Here is a 19,552-nt window from a genome sequence, read left to right on the forward strand (position 1 = left end):
CCTCATCGTGGGTCCACCCGCACGTCCAGACCCAGATCCAGAGCCGGTGCCGAGTGTGTGAGCGCCCCGACGCTGATCACGTCGACGCCCGTCTCGGCGATCGCGCGCACCGTGTCCAGGCGCACAGTCCCCGAGGCCTCCACGATCGCGCGACCGGCCACCATGTCCACCCCGGTTCGCAGATCGGCGAGGGAGAAGTTGTCGAGCATGATCGTGTCCACCCCGGCGGCAAGCACAGGTTCGATCTGATCGACGCGATCGACCTCCACCTCCACGTGCACGGTGTGTCCCAGGCGGGCCTTCGCGGCACGGATTGCCTCGGTCAGACCGAGCCCCGCCGCCCGCGCCACGGCGAGGTGGTTGTCCTTGACCATGACCGCGTCGGAGAGCGAGAACCGGTGATTCGACCCGCCGCCGGCCAGCACGGCGTGCTTCTCCAGTGCCCGCAGCCCGGGCGTGGTCTTGCGGGTGTCGGCGATCCGAACGCCGGTTCCGGCCACGGCGTCCACGAACGCCGCTGTGAGCGTGGCGGTACCGGAGAGGCGTTGCAGGAAGTTCAGGGCGATCCGTTCGGCCCGCAGCACCGCCGTGGCCGGACCGCTCACCTCGGCGAGGACCTCGCCTGCCTGGAAGCGTGTCCCGTCGCCGATCCGCCAGCTGAGGGTGGCGCCCGCCTGTGTGAAGGCCTCGGTCGCCAGGGCTGCCCCCGCGAGGGTGCCGTCGACGCGAGCGGTGAGCTGCGCCGTCGCGAGGGCCGACGGCGGAACGAACGCCGCGCAGGTCACATCGCCCCACGGTGCATCCTCAGCGAGGGCGGCGTGCACCACCTGCTCCACATGAGCGGGGTCGAGCGCCGGCAGCCAGGTCATGAGGCGGTCTCCAGCATGTGGGCGTCGTCGGTGCGGAAGTGGGCCCCGGCAGAGCCGGTGCGTGCGCGTGCGGCTCGGGCCATGAGCCGGGCGACGAGGAGCAGGTTCGCGGTCTCATGTTCGGCGGAAGTGCGGGACCTGACGCCGGCTGCGGCCCACCCGGCGAGGGTCTCCTCGGCCTGTGCGAGCCCGTCGTCGTCGCGTCCCAGCCCGACGGCGTCCCACATCACCCGCTGCAGGTCCGCCCGGGCGCCGCTCACCGTGGCGCCTGCCGGGTGCTCGGTGGTGATCGCAGGGTCGTTCTGGTCGGCGACGTCCAGCGCCGGTGTGTGACTGAGAGAGATGGAGTCGGTGAGCGAGAGCGCCGCCCTGTGTCCGAACACCGCCCCCTCGAGCAGTGAGTTGGAGGCGAGCCGGTTCGCGCCGTGCACGCCCGTGCGGGCCACCTCCCCGACGGCGTACAGCCCTGGGATCGAGGTGCGCCCGGCCAGATCGGTGGCCACCCCGCCCATCCAGTAGTGCGCGGCCGGGGTGATCGGCACCGGTTCACGTGCCCAGTCCAGGCCGGCCGACCGCACGGCGGCGTCGATACTGGGGAACCGCCTGGCGAGCCGGTCGCCGAGCCGGGTGGCGTCGAGCACCACCGGAGCACCGGTCTCGCGCATCCGATCGGCCACGCCGCGTGCCACCACATCCCGCGGTGCGAGCTCGGCGTCGGGGTGCACGCCGATCATGAACCTGCTCCCGGCACTGTCCCGCAGCACGGCGCCCTCCCCGCGGACGGCTTCGGAAACCAGGAAGTTCCCCGGCAGGGCGAGGGTGGTGGGGTGGAACTGGTAGAACTCCAGATCGGTGAGCACGGCGCCGGCGCGGGCCGCGAGCGCCACCCCGTCGGCCGTGGCAACGTCGGGGTTGGAGGTGTACGGGTACAGCTGCCCGGCGCCGCCGGTGGCCAGCACGACGGCGTCGGCCTGGATCTCCTGGACCACACCGGCCCCTATGGCCCCGTGTGACTCTGACCCGTCCGACCCAGCTCCGTCCGACCCAGCCCCGCCCGAGGTGAGCACCCGTACGCCACGCACGTGTCCGCCGTCGGTGATCAGCTCGGTGACCAGGGTGTGCCCGCGCACCTCGATACCCCGCTCGGCCACCGCGCGAAGCAAGGCCTCGGCGATCCCGGCACCCGTGGCGTCCCCACCGGCGTGCAGGATGCGCGCGACCGAGTGCGCGGCCTCCAGGCCGCGGGAGAGGTCCCCGTCCGGGGTGCGGTCGAACGGGACGCCGGCGGCGATGAGGTCGGCGATCCGGTCCGGCCCGTCGCCGCACAGGGTCTGCACGGCCTCGGCCTCGCACAGGCCCGCACCGGCGGTGAGGGTGTCCGCGACGTGGCTGGCAATACTGTCCCCAGGGGCCGGAGGGTTGGTGACCGCCGCGATGCCGCCCTGGGCGGCAAAGGTGTTGGACGCGCTCGGATCGGCCTTGGTGAGCACCAGGACGTCCTCGGGATCGGGGTGGGCGAGAGCGCACACCAGGCCGGCGATCCCGGTGCCGACGATGACGGTGGTCATCAGGACGCCTGCGGCTTGGCGGCGAGCATCCGTTCCAGCGCGACACGTGCGGGTTCGGCGACGTCGCTCGGCACCTGGATCCGGTTGACGACCTCACCGGCCACCAGCGACTCCAGCACCCAGGCGAGGTAGCCCGGGTGGATCCGGTACATCGTCGAGCACGGGCACACCACCGGGTCGAGGCAGAAGATGGTGTGCTGGGGGTACTCGGCGGCCAGGCGCTGCACAAGGTTGATCTCGGTGCCGATGGCGAAGGTGGTGGGTTCGTCGGCTGCCGCGATGGCCTTCGTGATGTAGTCGGTGGACCCTGATTCGTCAGCTGCATCCACCACGGGCATCGGGCATTCGGGGTGCACGATCACCCGGACGCCGGGGTGCTCCGCGCGGGCCTGCTCCACCTGCGCCACCGTGAAGCGGCGGTGCACCGAGCAGAATCCGTGCCAGAGCACCACCTGAGCGTCGAGGAGAGCCTGCTCGTCATTGCCGCCCAGGGGCTTGTTCGGGTTCCACATCGGCATCCGGTCCAACGAGATGCCCATCGCCTTGGCGGTGTTGCGACCCAGGTGCTGGTCGGGGAAGAAGAGCACGCGCTGACCGCGCTCGAACGCCCACTCGAGCACGGTGGCGGCGTTGGAGGAGGTGCACACGATGCCCCCGTTGCGCCCGCAGAATCCCTTGAGGGCGGCGGAGGAGTTCATGTAGGTGACGGGGATGATCGACTGGCGGCCGCCGGTGGCGGTGGGCCCGTACACCTCCATCAGCTGCTCCCAGCACTCCTCCACCTGGTCGATGTCGGCCATGTCGGCCATGGAGCAGCCGGCGGCGAGGTTGGGCAGGATCACGGCCTGCTCGGGCTGGGAGAGCATGTCGGCGGTCTCGGCCATGAAGTGCACGCCGCAGAACACGATCGCCTCCGCGTCCGGGCGAGTCAGCGAGGCGTTCGCGAGCTGGAAGGAGTCGCCCACGAAGTCGGCGTGGGCGATGATCTCGTCGCGCTGGTAGAAGTGGCCGAGGATCACGAGCTTCTCGCCGAGGGTCGCTTTCGCGGCACGGATGCGCTCGTGCAGGTCCTCGGTGGTGGCCTGCTTGTACTCCTCGGGCAGTTCGCCCTGCCGCGGTGCGGTGGTGGGGATGTCGTCCGCCATGGAGGCGCCGGGGCCGTACCCGGGCTGTGGGTCGAACTCCCACGGGCCCTGGGCCAGATCGGGGGAGCAGGTGCTGCCGGGGGCCTGCTGGGTGGTGATCAGCTGGATCCGGGTGTCGACGGAGGCGGTCTGGCTCATCGGGAGCTCCTCATGGCCGGGGTGGTCGGTTCGGGTGTGGTCGGTGCTGTGGTGGTCGTGGCCAGCGGACCCAGGTCCACCGGTGCGATCGCGGTGTTGTAGCGGTACAGGCGGGCAGGGCGATGCCGCCCGCCCGTGCGGAAGGAGTCGGTGGGCACGACGGCGTCGCTCGCCTCCACCTGGCGGCGGAAGTTGGCAGGGTCCAGGGTGCGGTCCAACACCAGTTCGTGGACCTCGCGCAGTTCCCTCAGAGTGAAGGTCTCGCCGAGGAAGGCGTGGGCGATTCGGGAGTACTCGACCTTGGTGCGCAGTCGCCAGAGGGCGTAGTCGACGATGAGGTTGTGATCGAATGCCAGCGTCGGCAGCGTGTCGGCCGCCAGCCAGCGCACGTTCTGACTGACGCGGGCGCGGGCGGCTTCCTCCTGGCCGACGAGCGCCCAGTAGACGATCGAGACGACACGTTCGCGATCGGAGGCAGTGCCGGCGGGGATGCCGGAGTCTCGCGGGCCGCCGGCTTCCGGTGCCTCTGTTGTGTCCGTTGGGTCGAGCATCGACCGATCCGGATCGCCGAAGGCGTAGAGCTGCTCCAGGTAGGCCGGGCGCAGGCCGGTGGTCTCTTCCAGCGTGCGGGCCGCGGCCTCGGTGAGGCCCTCGTCCTCGCGCAACGGGCCGCCCGGTAGGGCCCAGTACCCGTCATAGGGATCGCGGACCCGGCACACCAGGGGAAGGGAGAGGATCGGCCGGGAGTCCTCCGGTGAAGCGCGCCGGACGGCGCGCCGGTCCGGCTCGCGCAGGGCGAAGATCACCGTGGAGACAGCGAGTTGCACGGTGCCTCCTTCCGGGCCGCCTGATCGCCGTGATGAGTTAAGAGTACACGTGACCTGTACTCCGCGTCGATGTAAAGGTCGATGCGACCATAATTAAGTCTGGGCGTGGGCGTGGGCGTGGGCGTGGGCGTGGGCGTGGGCGTGGGCGTGGGCACGGATGATGGCCAGCCACCGCGCGTCGACGGGTTGGCTGCCCTCAGGCGCTGTGCTCGAGGACGCGGATCGCGAGCTGCACGCGGTTCGTCACGTGCAGCTTGTCGAACAGGCGACCGAGGTGTGTCTTGACCGTGGCGGTGCTCAGGTACATCGCCTCGGCGATCTCGGAGTTGGTGAGGCCTTGGGCCACGAGTTCGCCGACCTCCCACTCCCGTGGTGTGATCCCGACGGGCACTGACGGCACTGACGGCACTGAGGGCACTGAGGAGTCCGGCGGCAGCCGCCGATCGGCTTCGATCGCCCACGTGACCAGACGCGTGAGCACCGGTGCTGAGAACTGGGGGTTCCCATCGACGGCGCCCTGGATCGCCGCGATCACCTCTGCCGGTTTGGCGTCCTTGAGTAGGAACGACACAGCGCCCGACCGCAAGGCCTCGAGGACGTATCCGTCGGTGTCGAACGCCGTCAGCACGATGACCCGGGCACGAATGCCCTCGGCCTGAAGGCGGCGGGTCGCTTCCAGGCCGTCGCAACCGGGCATGCGTACGTCCATGAGCACCACGTCGGGATCGAGTGCTCGTGCCTGATCGATCGCCGTGGCACCGTCGGCAGCCTCACCGACCACGCGGATCTGATCCACGCCGTCAGTAAGCAGGCGTAGCCCCGCCCGCATCAGCGATTCGTCGTCGGCGATGAGGACGCGGATCGGTGACAGCGCCTCGGTCGAGGACTCCTCGGTTCTCACGAGTGCCACGGGATCCTCACCTCCACCTCGAACTGGTCGTGCGGGGTGTGGCCCCAGCGAGCCGTTCCGCCGACGAGGCGGGCGCGCTCGGCGACACCCACGAGGCCGAATCCCGTCCCGAGCGTGTGCGGCTGCGATCCTCGGGCTGGGTTCTGCGCATGCAGCACGAACTCAGTGCCGGTCAGTTCCAGTTGCAGCGCAACGGCGGCGCCCGGGGCGTGCTTGCGCGCGTTCGTGATCAGCTCCGAGCAGATGCGCACCAGCGAGGTGCCCGTCGTCGGTGACCACTCCTGGAGGGCTTGCGCCGTCGCCCCCCGCCAGGAAACAGTGACCTGCTGACCTGTAGTGCGTGCCTGGTCGGCGAGCGCATCGATGGTCGTTGCCACAGGCAGGGGCTCGGTGACTCGTTCGCGCTCCTCGGAGCCTCGGTGCCTCGCGTGCCGCAGAGTCGAGAGCACCTCCCGAAGCACCGCATTGGCCTCGCCGGCGCACGTGTGGATCGTCCGGGCAGCCTCTCGTATCCGCACTGGCGGAAGGTCGTCCCGATGAGCGAGAGCGCCGGCATGGACCGAGATGAGAGAGAGCTGGTGCGAGAGCGAGTCGTGCATATCACGCGCGATGGCGCTGCGCTCTTCGGCACGTGCGCGAGCGATGTCAGCCTCGCGCTCGCGGCGGGTGGCTTCACGGGCGCGTTCGGCGGCTGCTGCCTGGTGGCGTAACGAGGTGATCAGTGCGGCTCGGGTTCCGCGAGCGCGGCCCCACATCAGGGCGGCGATCGCCACTGCGGCTACCGTCACCGCTCCGATCAGCCGCCATGCCAGCGATTCGCCGCCGGAGAGTGGATGGACCCATGCCATGGCGAACGTCCCGGCAACCATGATTGCCACCACTGCGCCGTCCCACACAGGCGAGCGGCGGCCTCCGATCCGCACCATCGCGACCATGCTCGCGGGCACGCTCCAGGCGCTGAGGCTGCCCGCGACCACGAGCAACAGATTGCCGGAGCGCGACCCACGGACCGGACCAGACGCGATTCCTGCAACGAGGCCCACCAGCAGGTCCAGGGCCATCAGTGCGACGATCGATGCGGTCGGCTCGGGCTCGTTCTCCTCGAGCGCCAGCCCGTATGTCGCGACGAAGACGAGCGCTCCCGTCACGCAACAGCAGGCCGAGATCAACACGGCCCGCGCGGTGCGACGGGCTCGCGGTCCGAACCGCTCCACGGGCCCGTTGGGTGTGGTGACCGGCGTGGCGACGGAGATGGTCATCGCGCCAGCATAGGAACCGATGGGTGCCGCGAGATCGTCCGAACGGAGGAGTTCGCAGGCGGGGCATCGAACCCTTTCGGAGGATCCACCTGGTGTGAGGACTGCGCCATGGTGACCGGATGACGCATCACCTCCCCGGTCAGGTCACGACTGCCGTCCCGGCGCTACGCCCGCAGCGGGAAGCGCCACCCACTCCGGTGCCGTACCACCGGCTGGCGCACCTGCATCGGCGAACGTCGCAGCGGTGGCGCCCGCTCCTGACGCTGCTGCTCACCGCGGCGCTGTGGTGCGGATTCCTGATCGCCGCAGGTCTGCTCGGGCTGCTGCTCTGGTGGCTGGTGCCGGGTCTGCCGCAGCCGACTCCGGGGCTCGACGACCCACGCAATCCGAGCGACATGCTCATCGCCTTCGGCATGATCGCCCTGCTGCTGCCGTCCGTGGTGCTCGGCAGCAGGTGGGGCGGTGGTGCTCCGCGCATCGTCCACTCGGTGCTCGGGTGCGTGCGGTGGCGACTGCTGCTGCGCGCAGGCGTGGTTGTCCTGCCGCTCTACGCGATCGTCTGGTGGACCTCCTTCCTGCTCGACCCGCCCGCGGATGCCTCGATGCCGCGCCTCGACGTCTCGCTGGTGGCACTCCTCGTGATCGTTGTGGTGGTGGTGCCCTTGCAGAGCGCTGCGGAGGAGTATGCGTTCCGCGGCTTGCCGCAACTGGCCCTGGGGACCTGGCTACGTTCTCCGGTGTGGGGCATCGTGCTGCCTGTGCCGCTGTTCATCGTCGGGCATGGGTACGACGTGGTGGGCCAGGTGAGCGTGGGGATGTTCGCTCTCTGCGCGGGGTTTCTTGTCTGGAAGACCGGCGGTCTGGAACTGGCGGTCGTCATGCACGTGGCCAACAATCTGCCGCTGGCCGTGATCGCTCCGCTCAGTCCCTCCTCGATGCATCAGGGCGCCGTTGATCCGGTGTATCTCCTGATCGATCTGCCGCTGACGATTGGCGTGACCGTAAGTCTGACACTGTGGGTCTCGCGGATCCACGGCCTCAGGGTGCTCGAACCGCTCCGTGGTCCAGGTGCCTCGGCGTGGTGATGCATCGCTTCGCCGGCGATGCATCGTCTCGCCGCCTCCGGGCTCTACGATGGGAGCAGCCGAACCACACCGCTGAAAGGTCCGTGTCAATGACGTCCCGCTTGCGCCGTATCGCCGCACCCGCCGTGGCCGTGATCACCGCCGCCCTGCTCGCTGCCGGGTGCGCCGGTCAGCCGGGCGCAGCAGCCGTGGTGAACGGCGAACCGATCGCCGAGGCCGACCTGACCGACGCTTCGACCACGCTCGCCCCGTTCCTGCAGGAAGGTGTGGCCCCCGCGGCCCTGCTCGCGGCCATGATCCAGGCCCCCGTACTGATGGACATCGCCGCCGAGCACGGGATCGCCGTCTCCGCCGATCAGGCGCAGGAGCAGCTGGCCGCGAACGCCGAAGCGGGTGGTATCGAGGTGCCGGAGGAGTACTCGCCGGAGACGATGGAGCTCGCGCGGTACCTCTTCCTCGTGAACATGGTGAACCAGAGCCCGGATGCCCAGAGCATCAACGAGGAGTTCGCCGCTCGGCTGGCCGAGCTCGATGTCGAGGTGAGCCCCCGCTACGGAACCTGGAACCCGGATCTCTCCCAGGGATCGACCATCCAGGCCACCGCGCCAGAATGGATCGCGCCCGTCGCACCCGAGCAGGCATGACCGGGTCCAGCGGGGCCCACTCCACGGACGTTCCGCGCGAGGACGGCCTGCCGTCGGACCCCCTGCGAGCCGCTGTTGCGGTGATGGACCGTCTCCGGTCCCCGGGCGGCTGCCCGTGGGATGCCGAGCAGACGCACGCCTCACTCGCTCCGTACGCGATCGAAGAGGCGCATGAGGTGGCCGAGGCCGCCGAGAACAGCGACCGGGAGCACCTGCTCGAAGAACTCGGCGACCTGCTGCTGCAGGTGCTGTTCCACGCCCGGATCGCTGCGGAGGGGAGTCTGGGCGAACCGTTCGATGTGGACGACGTTGCTCGCGGACTGGTCGGGAAACTCACTTCCCGCCACCCGCACGTGTTCGGAACCGGTGCGAGCGGCGTCTCCGGTCAGGGCGAGACCGGCACCGTGACAGCCTCGGATGTCAACGAACGCTGGGAGCAGCTCAAGGCGGCGGAGAAGCAGCGCACCTCGCTCCTGGACGGCATCCCCACCTCCATGCCCGCCTTGGCGCGCACGCAGAAAGTGGTGCGCCGCGCTCAGCGTGCTCAGGTGCCCCTTCCCGAACCCGGTGAGGACCTGGCAGGGCGACTGGACGCCGTCGTGCGGGATGCGGTGGCTGCCGGCGTGGATGCTGAAGCGCTCCTACGGAAACGGCTACGCGTACTCGAGGACGCGGTGCGCGAGGCCGAGCGCCCGGGTGTGCCATCTGCCGAGACTCGCGCGCCCTAGCAACCCTCGCGCTATTACAGTAGTCCGTGGACACCGCCGACCTCGCGTGACGCGGGGCCGGTCCCAGAAATCCATGTGAAGGAGTCACTGTGGCCAGTATCGAGGCCGTCGGAGCACGCGAGATCCTCGACTCTCGTGGGAACCCGACCGTTGAGGTGGAGATCGCCCTGGAGGACGGTTCGTTCGCGCGCGCCGCTGTTCCCTCCGGTGCCTCCACCGGTGCGTTCGAAGCCGTGGAGCGCCGGGACGGCGACAAGGGTCGCTACCTGGGCAAGGGCGTGGAGAACGCCGTCGCCGCGATCACCGAGACCATCGCCCCGGAGATCCTCGGCCTCGACGCCGCGGACCAGCGTCACCTCGACCAGACCCTGATCGACCTCGACGGCAGCCCGAACAAGGGCAAGCTCGGCGCCAACGCCATCCTGGGCGTCTCCCTCGCAGCGGCGCGCGCCGCTGCCGAGAGTGCGGACCTCTCCCTGTTCCGTTACGTCGGCGGGCCAAACGCACACGTGCTGCCGGTGCCGATGATGAACATCCTCAACGGTGGGTCGCACGCCGACTCCAACGTCGACATCCAGGAGTTCATGATCGCTCCGATCGGTGCGAGCTCCTTCAAGGAGGCGCTGCGCTGGGGCGCGGAGGTCTACCACGCGCTCAAGGGTGTGCTCAAGGAGCGTGGCCTGGCCACCGGCCTGGGCGACGAGGGCGGTTTCGCGCCGAACCTGGAGAGCAACCACGCCGCGCTGGATCTGATTGTCGAGTCCATCGAGAAGGCCGGCTACACCCCGGGTGAGCAGATCGCGCTCGCCCTGGATGTGGCCTCCACCGAGTTCTTCTCCGACGGCACCTACCAGTTCGAGGGGAAGTCCATCACCCCGGCCGAGCTGATCAGCTACTACGAGGACCTCGTGGCCAAGTACCCGCTGGTCTCCATCGAGGACCCGCTGAGCGAGGACGAGTGGGACTCCTGGTCCGAGCTCGTCGCCAAGATCGGCGACAAGGTGCAGATCGTTGGCGACGACCTGTTCGTGACCAACCCGGAGCGCCTTGCCAAGGGCATCGAGACCAAGGCGGCGAACTCGCTGCTGGTCAAGCTGAACCAGATCGGTTCCCTCACCGAGACCCTGGACGCTGTGGAGCTCGCCCAGCGCAACGGCTTCACCGCGATGGTCTCCCACCGCAGTGGCGAGACCGAGGACACCACCATCGCCGACCTCTCGGTGGCGGTGAACGCCGGCCAGATCAAGACCGGTGCTCCGGCGCGCGGTGAGCGGATCAACAAGTACAACCAGCTCCTGCGCATTGAGGACGAGCTGGACGCGGCCGGCCGCTACGCCGGCAAGAGCGCCTTCCCGCGGTGGAAGGGCGCCAGCGCCTGAGCATGACGCTGCGGTAGTCACGCGGCGGCCGGCTACGGCACGCGCTGACGGCGGGTACCCACACGGGTGCCCGCCGTCAGTGGTGTCCGGGCGCATGCGACGTAGACCGGCGCATTCCAACGCCGGTGGCGGCAGGGATCGAGGCGGCGTCGAACGTGCCTCAGCGACTCGCGCCCAGGCGATACCCCGGATCGGCGGGCGGGTGGGCGACCATAGGGACATGCCTGCCCGCCGTCCGCCCGCGCCGCGTACTCGCGCGTCCGCAGGATCGGGCACCGGTACGGCCACCACATCGCGCACACCCCCGGCGCGCACCACACCACCCCGTGCGAGTACGACGCGCTCCGGCAGTGCGGGGCGTGGGCGCGGGTCGGGCTCCGCCCGCTCGAGCACGCGCTCGACCCCCAGCCAAGCGCCGGATCGCCCGCGCGGCAAACCGGGACCCACGTCCTCGACAGCGCGACGCGGCTCCCGCGGGAGCGCCGCTCGCGAGGAGGTCGATGAACCTCGCCAGATCACCGTCCGTGGCCTGGTGCTGTTCGTGGTGATCCTGATGGCATTCATCGTGCTGGCCCCCACCTTGCGTGCCTACGTCTCGGTGCAGGAGGAGAGCCGGGACCTGGCAGCGCAGATAGCGGCCACGCAGGAGCGCAACGCTCAGCTGCAGGCCCAGATCGACCAGTGGAACGATCCGGTCTATATCCAGTCCCAGGCCCGGGACCGACTAGGATTCGTGATGCCGGGGGAGACGCCGTACCGTGTGGTCGACCCCGAGACAGTGACCGGGGAGGAGCCGGCCGGTGCCGATGACCAGGGCCCGGTCTCGGTGCCACCGACCGGCCCGTGGTATCTGACCGTGTGGGATTCGGTGCAGGTGGCCGGTGAGGTCGAGGACTGACGAGCGGAGCACAGTGACGGACGAACAGTTGCTGCCCGGCGACCTGGACGTGGTGGCCGAGCAACTCGGGCGCGAGCCGCGGGGAGTGGTCGCGGTGGCGGCACGGTGCGTCTGCACTCGCCCACTGGTGGTGCGGACGCGACCCCGCCTGGACGACGGCACGCCCTTTCCGACGTCGTTCTATCTCACCTCACCAGGAGCTGTGGGCGCGGTCAGCACCCTCGAGGCGAACGGCGTGATGCGTGAGATGACCGACCGGCTCGGCGAGGACGACGAGCTGGCGACGGCCTACGGGCGCGCGCACGAGGACTACCTGCGCCGTCGGTCCGAGCTCGGTGAGGTTCCCGAGATCGACGGCATCTCCGCCGGTGGCATGCCCACCCGCGTCAAGTGCCTGCACGTGCTGGTCGCGCACTCGCTCGCCGTGGGGCCCGGAATCAATCCGCTCGGGGACGAGGCTCTGGCGATGATCGCCCAGACCTGGCGTCCTGACCGCTGCACCTGCTGAGAGGTTCGGAGGCACGACGGCGTCCCTTGTGTTGCTGAGGGACGGGTCCGTCGTCGGTCGGCGGGCATGGCAGGCTTGGTCTGTGACTCGAGTGGCTGCCATTGACTGCGGGACGAACTCCATCCGACTGCTGATCGCGGATCGATCTGACGGCGTGCTCAGCGACGTGCTGCGGCGGATGGAGGTGGTCCGGCTCGGTCAGGGCGTCGACCGGACCGGCGAGTTCGATCCGGTGGCGTTGCAGCGGACGCTGCAAGCCACCCGCCGGTATGCCGAGCTGTGCGAGGAGCACGGCGTGGAGGCGGTCCGCTTCGTCGCCACCTCCGCCACCCGGGATGCCCGCAACCGGGATGTCTTCATCGACGGGGTCCGGGATGCACTCGGCGTCCAGGTGGAGGTCATCTCCGGGACGGAGGAGGCCGCGTTGTCCTTCGCCGGTGCGGTCAGCATCCTTGACGAGAGTGCTGCTTCGGACCGGCTCGTGGTCGATATCGGTGGGGGCTCGACCGAGCTCGTCCTCGGAGGTGGACAGGCGCCCGATTCCTCAATCTCTCTCGACATCGGGTGCGTCCGGATGACCGAGCGCCACCTGCACGACGACCCGCCGACGGACGCCCAGATCACCTCGGCCATCGCCGATGTGAGGGCTGCCCTGGACGAGGCGGCCGCGGTGGTGCCCCTGGAGCGGGTGGGCACGATCGTGGGTGTGGCGGGTTCGGTGACCACGGTGACGGCGCATGCCCTCGGGCTGCCCAGCTACGAGCCGGAGCGGATCAATGCCTCCCGTCTGCCCATCGACGACGTCCGCGTGGCCTGTGCGGATCTGCTCGCCATGCCCCGCGCCCGGCGCGAGGCGCTCGGCTTCATGCATCCGGGACGAGTGGACGTGATCGGCGGTGGAGCGCTCATCTGGTCCGAGGTGCTGGCCCGGGTCGCCGCTGAGGTTCGGGGCGCCGGGGGAGTGCTCACCGAGGCGATCACGAGCGAACACGACATCCTGGACGGGATTGCGTTGTCGGCGTCCCGCTGACGTGGCCTCCGTGCCCGTGAGCCGCCCGTGAGCCGTCCGGGCAGGGTGGCTCTCAGCCTGCCTCGGTGATCCCCTCGTACAGCCCGATGGTGTTGCCGTCGGTGTCGGTGAAGATCGCCCACCAGCTGGTCTCGCTGATCGGCTGCTTGTCCATCACGACCGAGCCGCCGAGAGCGGTGACCTTCGCCAACGTCTCCTCGATCGAGTCGACCTCCACGTAGGAGCGGGGCTGGGTGAAGCCCTCCTCCCGCGGAGCCAGCCCGCCGCCACTGATCTTGTTGGGCGCCTGCCACATTGGATAGCCCTCGAAGCCGGGCAGCTCGGCGATCTGCCAGCCGAACAGTTCACCGTAGAAGCGGGACGCGGCACCGGTGTCGCTGACCGGGATGTCGATGTGGGTGATATCGCCGTGTGCCATGGCACTCTCCTTGCCGGAACGGGTCGCCACCGTTGCGGTGACGCCATCATGGCCGAGTCTGGCACCGGGTACTGACACCACGCCAGAGGCCGGATGTTGGAAGACCGGTGCGTGGACGTCCATGGCTGTGGGTGCCGGACGGTAGCCTGCTGGGTGTGAGCAACGAGATCGAGATCGGCCGCGGCAAGCGCGGCCGCCGCGCCTACTCCTTCGACGACATCGCCGTCGTCCCCTCCCGTCGGACGCGGGATCCCGAAGAAGTCTCCGTGGCCTGGCAGATCGACGCCTATCAGGTGGAGCTGCCCGTCCTGGCCGCACCGATGGACTCGGTGATGAGCCCGGAGACCGCGATCCAGCTGGGCGAGCTGGGCGGGATCGGGGTGCTCGATCTCGAGGGTCTGTGGACGCGGTATGAGAACCCCACCGCGCTGCTGGAGGAGATCGCCGAGCTCCCTCCCGAGGGTGCGACGGCGCGGATGCAGGAGATCTACGCGGCACCGATCATGCCCGAGCTCATCACCGCCCGCCTGCAGGAGATCCGCGCAGCTGGAGTCACGGTGGCCGGGGCACTCTCCCCGCAGCGCACCCAGGAGCACTGGCGCACCGTCGTCGACGCGGGCGTCGACCTGTTCGTCATCCGCGGTACCACCGTCTCGGCCGAGCACGTCTCCGGCCAGGCCGAGCCGCTGAACCTCAAGCGGTTCATCTACGAACTCGACGTCCCCGTGATCGTCGGCGGAGCGGCCACCTACACCGCAGCCCTGCATCTGATGCGCACCGGTGCCGCCGGTGTGCTCGTCGGATTCGGCGGCGGGGCCGCGCACACCACCCGGCAGACCCTGGGCATCCACGCCCCACTGGCCAGTGCCGTTGCCGATGTCGCCGCGGCGCGCCGTGACTACCTGGACGAGTCCGGTGGCCGGTACGTGCACGTGATCGCCGACGGTGGCGTGGGCCGCAGCGGCGACCTGGTCAAGGCGATCGGATGCGGGGCGGACGCCGTCATGCTCGGCGCCGCCCTCGCACGGGCCGCGGAAGCTCCGGGGCGTGGGTGGCACTGGGGCCCGGAGGCGCACCACCCGCAGCTACCTCGCGGCGAGCGGGTGCACGTGGGAAGCGTCGGGAGCCTCGAGGAGATCCTGCTCGGTCCCGGCAACCGCGCTGACGGGACGTTGAACATGTTCGGTGCGCTCCGCCGCGCCATGGCCACCACCGGCTACTCCGACCTCAAGGAGTTCCAGCGCGTGGAAGTTGTGGTCTCGCCCTACTCGCCCCGGTGACCACAGCGGTACGTGAGGCACGCATCGAGGTCGCCTCCGCCGTCGTGGGCTGGTGGCGGGCCGCGGGCCTGACCAGGCCGTGGAGCGGTGCTGGGGGAGTGTGACGCCTCGCTCGGCTATGAGCCGCAGGACGTCACCGTGCGGGGGCGATGGCTGGGCTAGCCCGTCAAGAGCACGAGGGTGAGGAGGGCCAGGGCGAGTGCGGGCAGGGCGCCCTGCATCGTCGCCGCCCGGGCCATCGCACGATTCTTCGTCACCAGCACCACTGCGGCCAAGAGCATCGACCCGGCACCCGCATAGATCAGTGCCGGCCCTGCTCCCGCGGGACCGGTGCCCGTCGCCACCAGGATCACCCCGATCGCGGTCGCCAGTGCCAGGAACAGGTTGTAGAAGCCCTGGTTGTAGGCAAGCTCCTTCGTGGCGTCGGCGCCCTCGCGGGTGGTGCCGAATGTCGCTCGTCCGCGCGGAGTGTCCCAGGCGAACGATTCCAGAACGAAGATGTAGACGTGCAGCAGGGCGGCGAGTGAGGCAAGCAGGAGCGCGACCGTGAGCATGGTAGGTAGCCTACGGCGCCGCGCGGCACATACGGCGAATCGCAGGTGGAATACTGACGCGTGGCAGCGACAGGTCCGACCACGGAGCAGTGATGACGCAGGAGATCGAGTACCGCATCGAGCACGACACGATGGGTGAGGTGAAGGTCCCGAAGAACGCCACCTATCGAGCGCAGACCCAGCGGGCGGTGGAGAACTTCCAGATCTCCGGCAGTGGGATCTCCCGGCACCACATTGCTGCCCTCGCGCACATCAAGCGCGCCGCCGCGCAGGCGAACGCCGAGTTGGACGTGCTCGACCAGGCGCGGGCCGACGCGATCGGTGCCGCCGCGGACCGGGTGATCGCCGGTGAGTTCGACCACGACTTCCCGATCGACGTCTTCCAGACCGGCTCGGGCACGTCCTCGAACATGAACACCAACGAGGTGATCGCCACGCTCGCGAGCACCGACGCTCTCGACGTGCACCCGAATGACCACGTGAACGCCTCACAGTCCTCCAACGACACCTTCCCGGCATCGATCCACATCGCGGCCACCCAGGCCGTGATCGAGGAACTGATCCCGGGCCTGGAGACGCTCGCCGCCTCCCTGGAGGCGAAGGCCACGGAGTTCGCCGACGTCGTCAAATCGGGCCGTACGCACCTGATGGACGCCACCCCGGTGACCCTCGGTCAGGAATTCGCCGGGTACGCCCAGCAGATCCGCAACGGCATCGATCGGGTGAACGCGGCCCTGCCGCGACTGGCCGAGCTGCCGTTGGGCGGCACCGCTGTCGGTACCGGGATCAACACCCCGCCCGGGTTCGCGCCGCGGGTGATCGAGCTGATCGCCGAGCGCACCGGCTTGCCGCTGACCGAGGCGCCGAACCACTTCGAGGCCCAGGGCGCCCAGGACTCTCTCGTGGAGACCTCGGGACAGTTGCGGACCATCGCGGTCTCGCTGGTGAAGATCTGCAACGACATCCGCTGGATGGGCTCCGGTCCGCGCACCGGCCTCGGCGAGATCGCGCTGCCGGACCTGCAGCCGGGCTCGTCGATCATGCCGGGCAAGGTGAACCCGGTGATCCCGGAGGCAACGCTGATGGTCTCCGCCCAGGTAATCGGCAACGACGCCGCCATCGCGTTCGCCGGCGCCTCCGGGTCCTTCGAGCTGAACGTGATGCTTCCGGTGCTCGCTCGGAACATCCTGGAGTCGATCACCCTGCTCGCCAACGCCTCTCGGCATCTGGCCACCAAGTGCGTGGACGGGATCGCCGCCAACGAAGAGCGTGCGCTACAGCTGGCCGAGTCCTCACCCTCCATCGTGACGCCGCTGAACCGACACATCGGGTACGAGGCGGCCGCGAAGATCGCCAAGCACTCGGTGGCCGAAGGGATCACCATCCGGCAGGCCGTCGAGGACCTCGGGTATGTCGAGCGAGGTGAGATCACCGCCGAGGTGCTCGATCAGGCGCTCGACGTCTCGACGATGACGCATCCCTGACCAGCCACGACGGGTGGCGCCCGCCGTCCAGGGTTGGCACCTACCGGCCGGTGAGTGACCTGTGACGGGCACCCACCGGCCGTGGATCAGCGTGAGGAACCGCTCAGTGCTGCGCCTCGCGAGCCCTGAGCGCCCGCTGCATATCGTCCAGCCCTTCGCGCACGTACCGCTTCGCGGCCGGGTTCGCTGAGGATGTCGCCAGCCACTGGCTCACGCGGTCCACAGCCTCAGCGGAGACGAGCGGGAGCGGGAACATGGACGTCAGCGCCGTGGAGGCACGCTGCACGCCCTTGTCCTCCCAGATGGTCTCGGCCGCTGTGAGGTACTTCTCCAGGTAGGGCGCGAGCAGGTCGGCCTGCCCGAGCGTGGCGAAGCCCAGGGCGATCTGGCGCTGGGTCTCGTTGGCCACGTCGTCCCGCTCGACGGCATCCCGCCATGCCTGCGCCTTGGCCTCAGCGTCGGGGCGGACGGCGCGGGCCATGCCGGCACGCTCCTGACCGGAGATGGTGTTGTCCCGCTCCAGCTCGGCGGCGATCTGCGGTTCCCCGGCGCGGCCGGTACGCGTCAGGGCGGTCAGCAGTGCCCAGCGCAGGTCCGTGTCCACGGTCAGCCCCTCGAGCACGGCCGACCCGTCCAGTAGGCCGGCGATGAGGTCCAGGCTCGCTCCGGTCTCGGCACTGCCGGCCAGGGCGCGTGCGAGGGCCAGCTGATGGTCGCTGCCCGGCGCTGCCTGCGCGAGGAGGTCACGCAGTCCAGACTCCCAGACCTCCCGCAGCCCGTCCCGGTCGGCCGGGTCGGTGTAGAGCTCGATGGCTGTTCGCGCGAAGACGGGCAACCGGGAGACCGCTGTCAGATCGGACTCGGTGCCGATACCGGTGAGCACCAGTTCGACGAAGGTGGCCGCGGGCATCTGAGCATCGCGGGTCATGTCCCATGCCGCACCCCATAGCAGCGCCCGGGTGAGGGAGTCCGGGGAATCCTGGATGTGTGCCACCGCCGTGGCCAGGGAGCGCTCGTCGAGGCGGATCTTGGCGTAGGTGAGGTCGCCGTCGTTGAGCAGCAGCAGGTCCGGCTGAGTCTTGCCCACCAGCTCCTCGATCTCGGTCAACTCGCCGCGTACGTCCACCTCAAGCCGTTCCCGCAGGGTGAGGGCGCCGTCGGCCAGGTCGTACAGGCCGATCCCGATCCGGTGACGGCGCAGCGTGGGGAAGTCCGATGACGCCCCCTGGCGCACGGCAAAGGTCTCGTACGCTCCGCCGTCGGAAATCGTGAACTCGGGAGTGAGGACGTTCACGCCCGAGGTCTTCAGCCACTCATCCGCCCAGGACGCGAGCTCACGGCCGGAGGCGGCTTCGAGCGCCCGCAGCAGGTCCGCGAACTCGGTGTTGCCGAACGCGTGCTCGGTGAAGTAGGCGCGTAGGCCGGCGAGGAACTCCTCCAGACCCACCCAGGCCACCAGCTGCTTCAGCGTCGAAGCGCCCTTGGCGTAAGTGATCCCGTCGAAGTTGACCTCCACGGCCTCCAGGTCGTGGTTGTCCGCGGCGATCGGGTGTGTGGAGGGCAACTGGTCCTGCCGGTAGGCCCAGTTCTTGCGGGCATTGGTGAAGGCGGTCCACACCTCGGTGTATTCGGTGGCGCTGGCCATCGCGTGATGGGAGGCCCACTCGGCGAAGGACTCGTTCAGCCACAGGTCGTCCCACCACTTCATGGTGACCAGATCGCCGAACCACATGTGCGCCATCTCGTGCAGGATGGTGTTCGCGCGCTGCTGGTAGAAGGAGTGGGTCTGCCGCGAGCGGGGCAGGTACTCGTCGCGGAAGGTGACCGCGCCGGCGTTTTCCATCGCGCCCATGTTGTACTCCGGCACATACAGCTGGTCGTACTTGCCGAAGGCGTAGGGGACGCCGAAGGTCTCCTCGAAGAAGGCGAAGCCCTGCTTGGTGACGTGCAGCAACGTCTCGACGTCGAGGTGTTCGGCCAGGGACTGGCGGCAGTAGTGGCCGAGCGCTATTGACCCGTTGGTGCCGTTGTAGACGTCGAGTACCTCGTGGTACTCGCCCGCCACCAGCGCGGTGATGTAGGTGGACATCCGCTCGGTGGTGGGGAAGGACCAGGTGGCGGTGCCCTCGCCGGCGGGGGCAGGCTCAGGGGTGGGTGCGTTGGAGATCACCCGCCACTGCTCCGGCGCAGTGATCGTGAAGGTGAACACCGACTTCAGGTCGGGCTGCTCGAAGGTGGTGTACACGCGACGGGCGTCCGGCACCTCGAACTGGGTGTAGGTGTAGACGCGATCGTCGGCGGGGTCGACGAAGCGGTGCAGTCCCTCGCCCGTACGGGAGTAGGGGAGCGTGGCGATCACGCGCAGCTCGTTCTGCTCCGCCAGGTCGCGCAGCAGGATCCGGGAGTCGGAGTAGACCTCGGCGGGGTCCAAGGAAGCACCGTTCAGGCTGATCTCGTGGACCTCGGCGCCCACCAGGTCGGCGAAGGTTGCGGCGCCGGGTTGCGAGCAGGAGAACCGGATCACGGTGGTGCTCGCGAAATGGGTGTCCGAACCGGTCAGGTTCAGATCGATCGTGTAACTGTCAACGGAGAGGAGTGCGGCGCGGGTAGCGGCCTCGTCCCGGGTGAGGTTGGTTCCAGGCATGGGATCGATCTTGTCATGCGGGTGGGACAGTTGGGTGCTCATCGGGGATGCGGAACGTCGGTACTGACCGGTGCTGACAAGGGCGTGGTCGGTGTTCTGGCTCGATGCTCGGGGCTGGTGGCTGCACGGGAACGAGGTCGTCACTGTGTGCCGTTCCCGCAGGTCAGCGCGAATGTCAGTGGTC

18 protein-coding genes are annotated in these 19,552 nt (G+C 69.3%); 9 read left to right on the forward strand and 9 right to left on the reverse strand.

Annotated elements, in window-relative coordinates; translation table 11 throughout:
• Positions 1-2: 2 nt before the first annotated feature.
• From nadC to FV560_RS10375, 6 genes are all read right to left on the reverse strand, one after another.
• On the reverse strand, positions 3-869 hold the full coding sequence (gene nadC, locus FV560_RS10350; protein ID WP_159621456.1) for a carboxylating nicotinate-nucleotide diphosphorylase: 867 nt from the start codon (positions 867-869) through the stop codon (positions 3-5).
• Entirely contained in the window at positions 866-2,437 is a 1,572-nt protein-coding gene (locus tag FV560_RS10355) for an L-aspartate oxidase (RefSeq protein ID WP_338049700.1), read from the reverse strand. The genes nadC and FV560_RS10355 overlap by 4 nt, the downstream gene beginning before the upstream one ends.
• The gene (gene nadA / locus FV560_RS10360) at positions 2,437-3,720 is read right to left on the reverse strand and encodes a quinolinate synthase NadA (protein WP_159621457.1); all 1,284 of its coding nucleotides are present in this window, start codon (positions 3,718-3,720) and stop codon (positions 2,437-2,439) included. Before nadA ends, FV560_RS10355 begins: the two co-directional genes overlap by 1 nt.
• Positions 3,717-4,547 (reverse strand): NUDIX hydrolase, encoded by an 831-nt coding sequence (locus FV560_RS10365; RefSeq protein ID WP_159621458.1) that lies wholly within the window; start codon positions 4,545-4,547, stop codon positions 3,717-3,719. Before FV560_RS10365 ends, nadA begins: the two co-directional genes overlap by 4 nt.
• Positions 4,548-4,743: 196 nt before the next feature.
• The gene (locus FV560_RS10370; RefSeq protein WP_235020055.1) at positions 4,744-5,457 is read right to left on the reverse strand and encodes a response regulator; all 714 of its coding nucleotides are present in this window, start codon (positions 5,455-5,457) and stop codon (positions 4,744-4,746) included.
• Positions 5,445-6,716 carry a sensor histidine kinase gene (locus tag FV560_RS10375; protein ID WP_159621459.1) on the reverse strand — a complete coding sequence of 424 codons (1,272 nt, stop codon included), beginning with the start codon at positions 6,714-6,716 and terminating at the stop codon, positions 5,445-5,447. Before FV560_RS10375 ends, FV560_RS10370 begins: the two co-directional genes overlap by 13 nt.
• Before the next feature lie 119 nt (positions 6,717-6,835).
• Here FV560_RS10375 and FV560_RS10380 point away from each other — a divergent pair, with 119 nt between their 5' ends.
• The 7 genes from FV560_RS10380 to FV560_RS10410 all read left to right on the forward strand — a co-directional run bounded on the left by FV560_RS10380 (position 6,836) and on the right by FV560_RS10410 (position 12,988).
• Complete coding sequence (locus FV560_RS10380; RefSeq protein WP_159621460.1) at positions 6,836-7,801, forward strand: CPBP family intramembrane glutamic endopeptidase; 966 nt, start codon at positions 6,836-6,838, stop codon at positions 7,799-7,801.
• A gap of 89 nt (positions 7,802-7,890) precedes the next feature.
• Complete coding sequence (locus FV560_RS10385) at positions 7,891-8,445, forward strand: hypothetical protein (protein WP_159621461.1); 555 nt, start codon at positions 7,891-7,893, stop codon at positions 8,443-8,445.
• Positions 8,442-9,173 carry a MazG nucleotide pyrophosphohydrolase domain-containing protein gene (locus FV560_RS10390; RefSeq protein WP_159621462.1) on the forward strand — a complete coding sequence of 244 codons (732 nt, stop codon included), beginning with the start codon at positions 8,442-8,444 and terminating at the stop codon, positions 9,171-9,173. Before FV560_RS10385 ends, FV560_RS10390 begins: the two co-directional genes overlap by 4 nt.
• Positions 9,174-9,262: 89 nt before the next feature.
• Positions 9,263-10,552 (forward strand): phosphopyruvate hydratase, encoded by a 1,290-nt coding sequence (eno, locus tag FV560_RS10395; protein WP_159621463.1) that lies wholly within the window; start codon positions 9,263-9,265, stop codon positions 10,550-10,552.
• Positions 10,553-10,772: 220 nt separating this feature from the next.
• A complete protein-coding gene (locus FV560_RS20555; protein ID WP_275401899.1) occupies positions 10,773-11,450 on the forward strand; it encodes an FtsB family cell division protein in 678 nt (225 codons plus the stop codon).
• A 13-nt stretch (positions 11,451-11,463) separates the two neighbouring features.
• Positions 11,464-11,958 (forward strand): DUF501 domain-containing protein, encoded by a 495-nt coding sequence (locus FV560_RS10405; protein WP_159621465.1) that lies wholly within the window; start codon positions 11,464-11,466, stop codon positions 11,956-11,958.
• 82 nt (positions 11,959-12,040) lie between these two features.
• Positions 12,041-12,988, forward strand: a complete 948-nt coding sequence (locus FV560_RS10410; protein WP_159621466.1) for a Ppx/GppA phosphatase family protein — start codon at positions 12,041-12,043, stop codon at positions 12,986-12,988.
• Between the two features lie 52 nt (positions 12,989-13,040).
• On the opposite strand, the gene FV560_RS10415 is transcribed toward FV560_RS10410, so the two are convergent.
• Positions 13,041-13,406 carry a VOC family protein gene (locus FV560_RS10415; RefSeq protein WP_159621467.1) on the reverse strand — a complete coding sequence of 122 codons (366 nt, stop codon included), beginning with the start codon at positions 13,404-13,406 and terminating at the stop codon, positions 13,041-13,043.
• A 155-nt stretch (positions 13,407-13,561) separates the two neighbouring features.
• On the opposite strand from FV560_RS10415, the gene FV560_RS10420 reads away from it, so the two are divergent.
• Positions 13,562-14,686, forward strand: coding sequence for a GuaB3 family IMP dehydrogenase-related protein (locus FV560_RS10420; protein ID WP_159621468.1), 1,125 nt, complete (start codon positions 13,562-13,564; stop codon positions 14,684-14,686).
• Between the two features lie 158 nt (positions 14,687-14,844).
• Here FV560_RS10420 and FV560_RS10425 read toward each other — a convergent pair whose 3' ends face one another.
• Entirely contained in the window at positions 14,845-15,240 is a 396-nt protein-coding gene (locus FV560_RS10425) for a DUF1304 domain-containing protein (RefSeq protein ID WP_159621469.1), read from the reverse strand.
• A 92-nt stretch (positions 15,241-15,332) separates the two neighbouring features.
• Here FV560_RS10425 and FV560_RS10430 point away from each other — a divergent pair, with 92 nt between their 5' ends.
• The gene (locus FV560_RS10430; RefSeq protein ID WP_159621470.1) at positions 15,333-16,724 is read left to right on the forward strand and encodes a class II fumarate hydratase; all 1,392 of its coding nucleotides are present in this window, start codon (positions 15,333-15,335) and stop codon (positions 16,722-16,724) included.
• A gap of 103 nt (positions 16,725-16,827) precedes the next feature.
• Here the strand turns inward: FV560_RS10430 and pepN are convergent, their stop codons facing one another.
• Positions 16,828-19,368: an aminopeptidase N gene (gene pepN / locus FV560_RS10435; protein ID WP_159621471.1), complete on the reverse strand. Its 2,541-nt coding sequence runs from the start codon at positions 19,366-19,368 to the stop codon at positions 16,828-16,830.
• Positions 19,369-19,552: the final 184 nt, after the last annotated feature.

This window comes from Ruania rhizosphaerae (genome assembly GCF_009805705.1).
Classification (GTDB): domain Bacteria; phylum Actinomycetota; class Actinomycetes; order Actinomycetales; family Beutenbergiaceae; genus Ruania; species Ruania rhizosphaerae.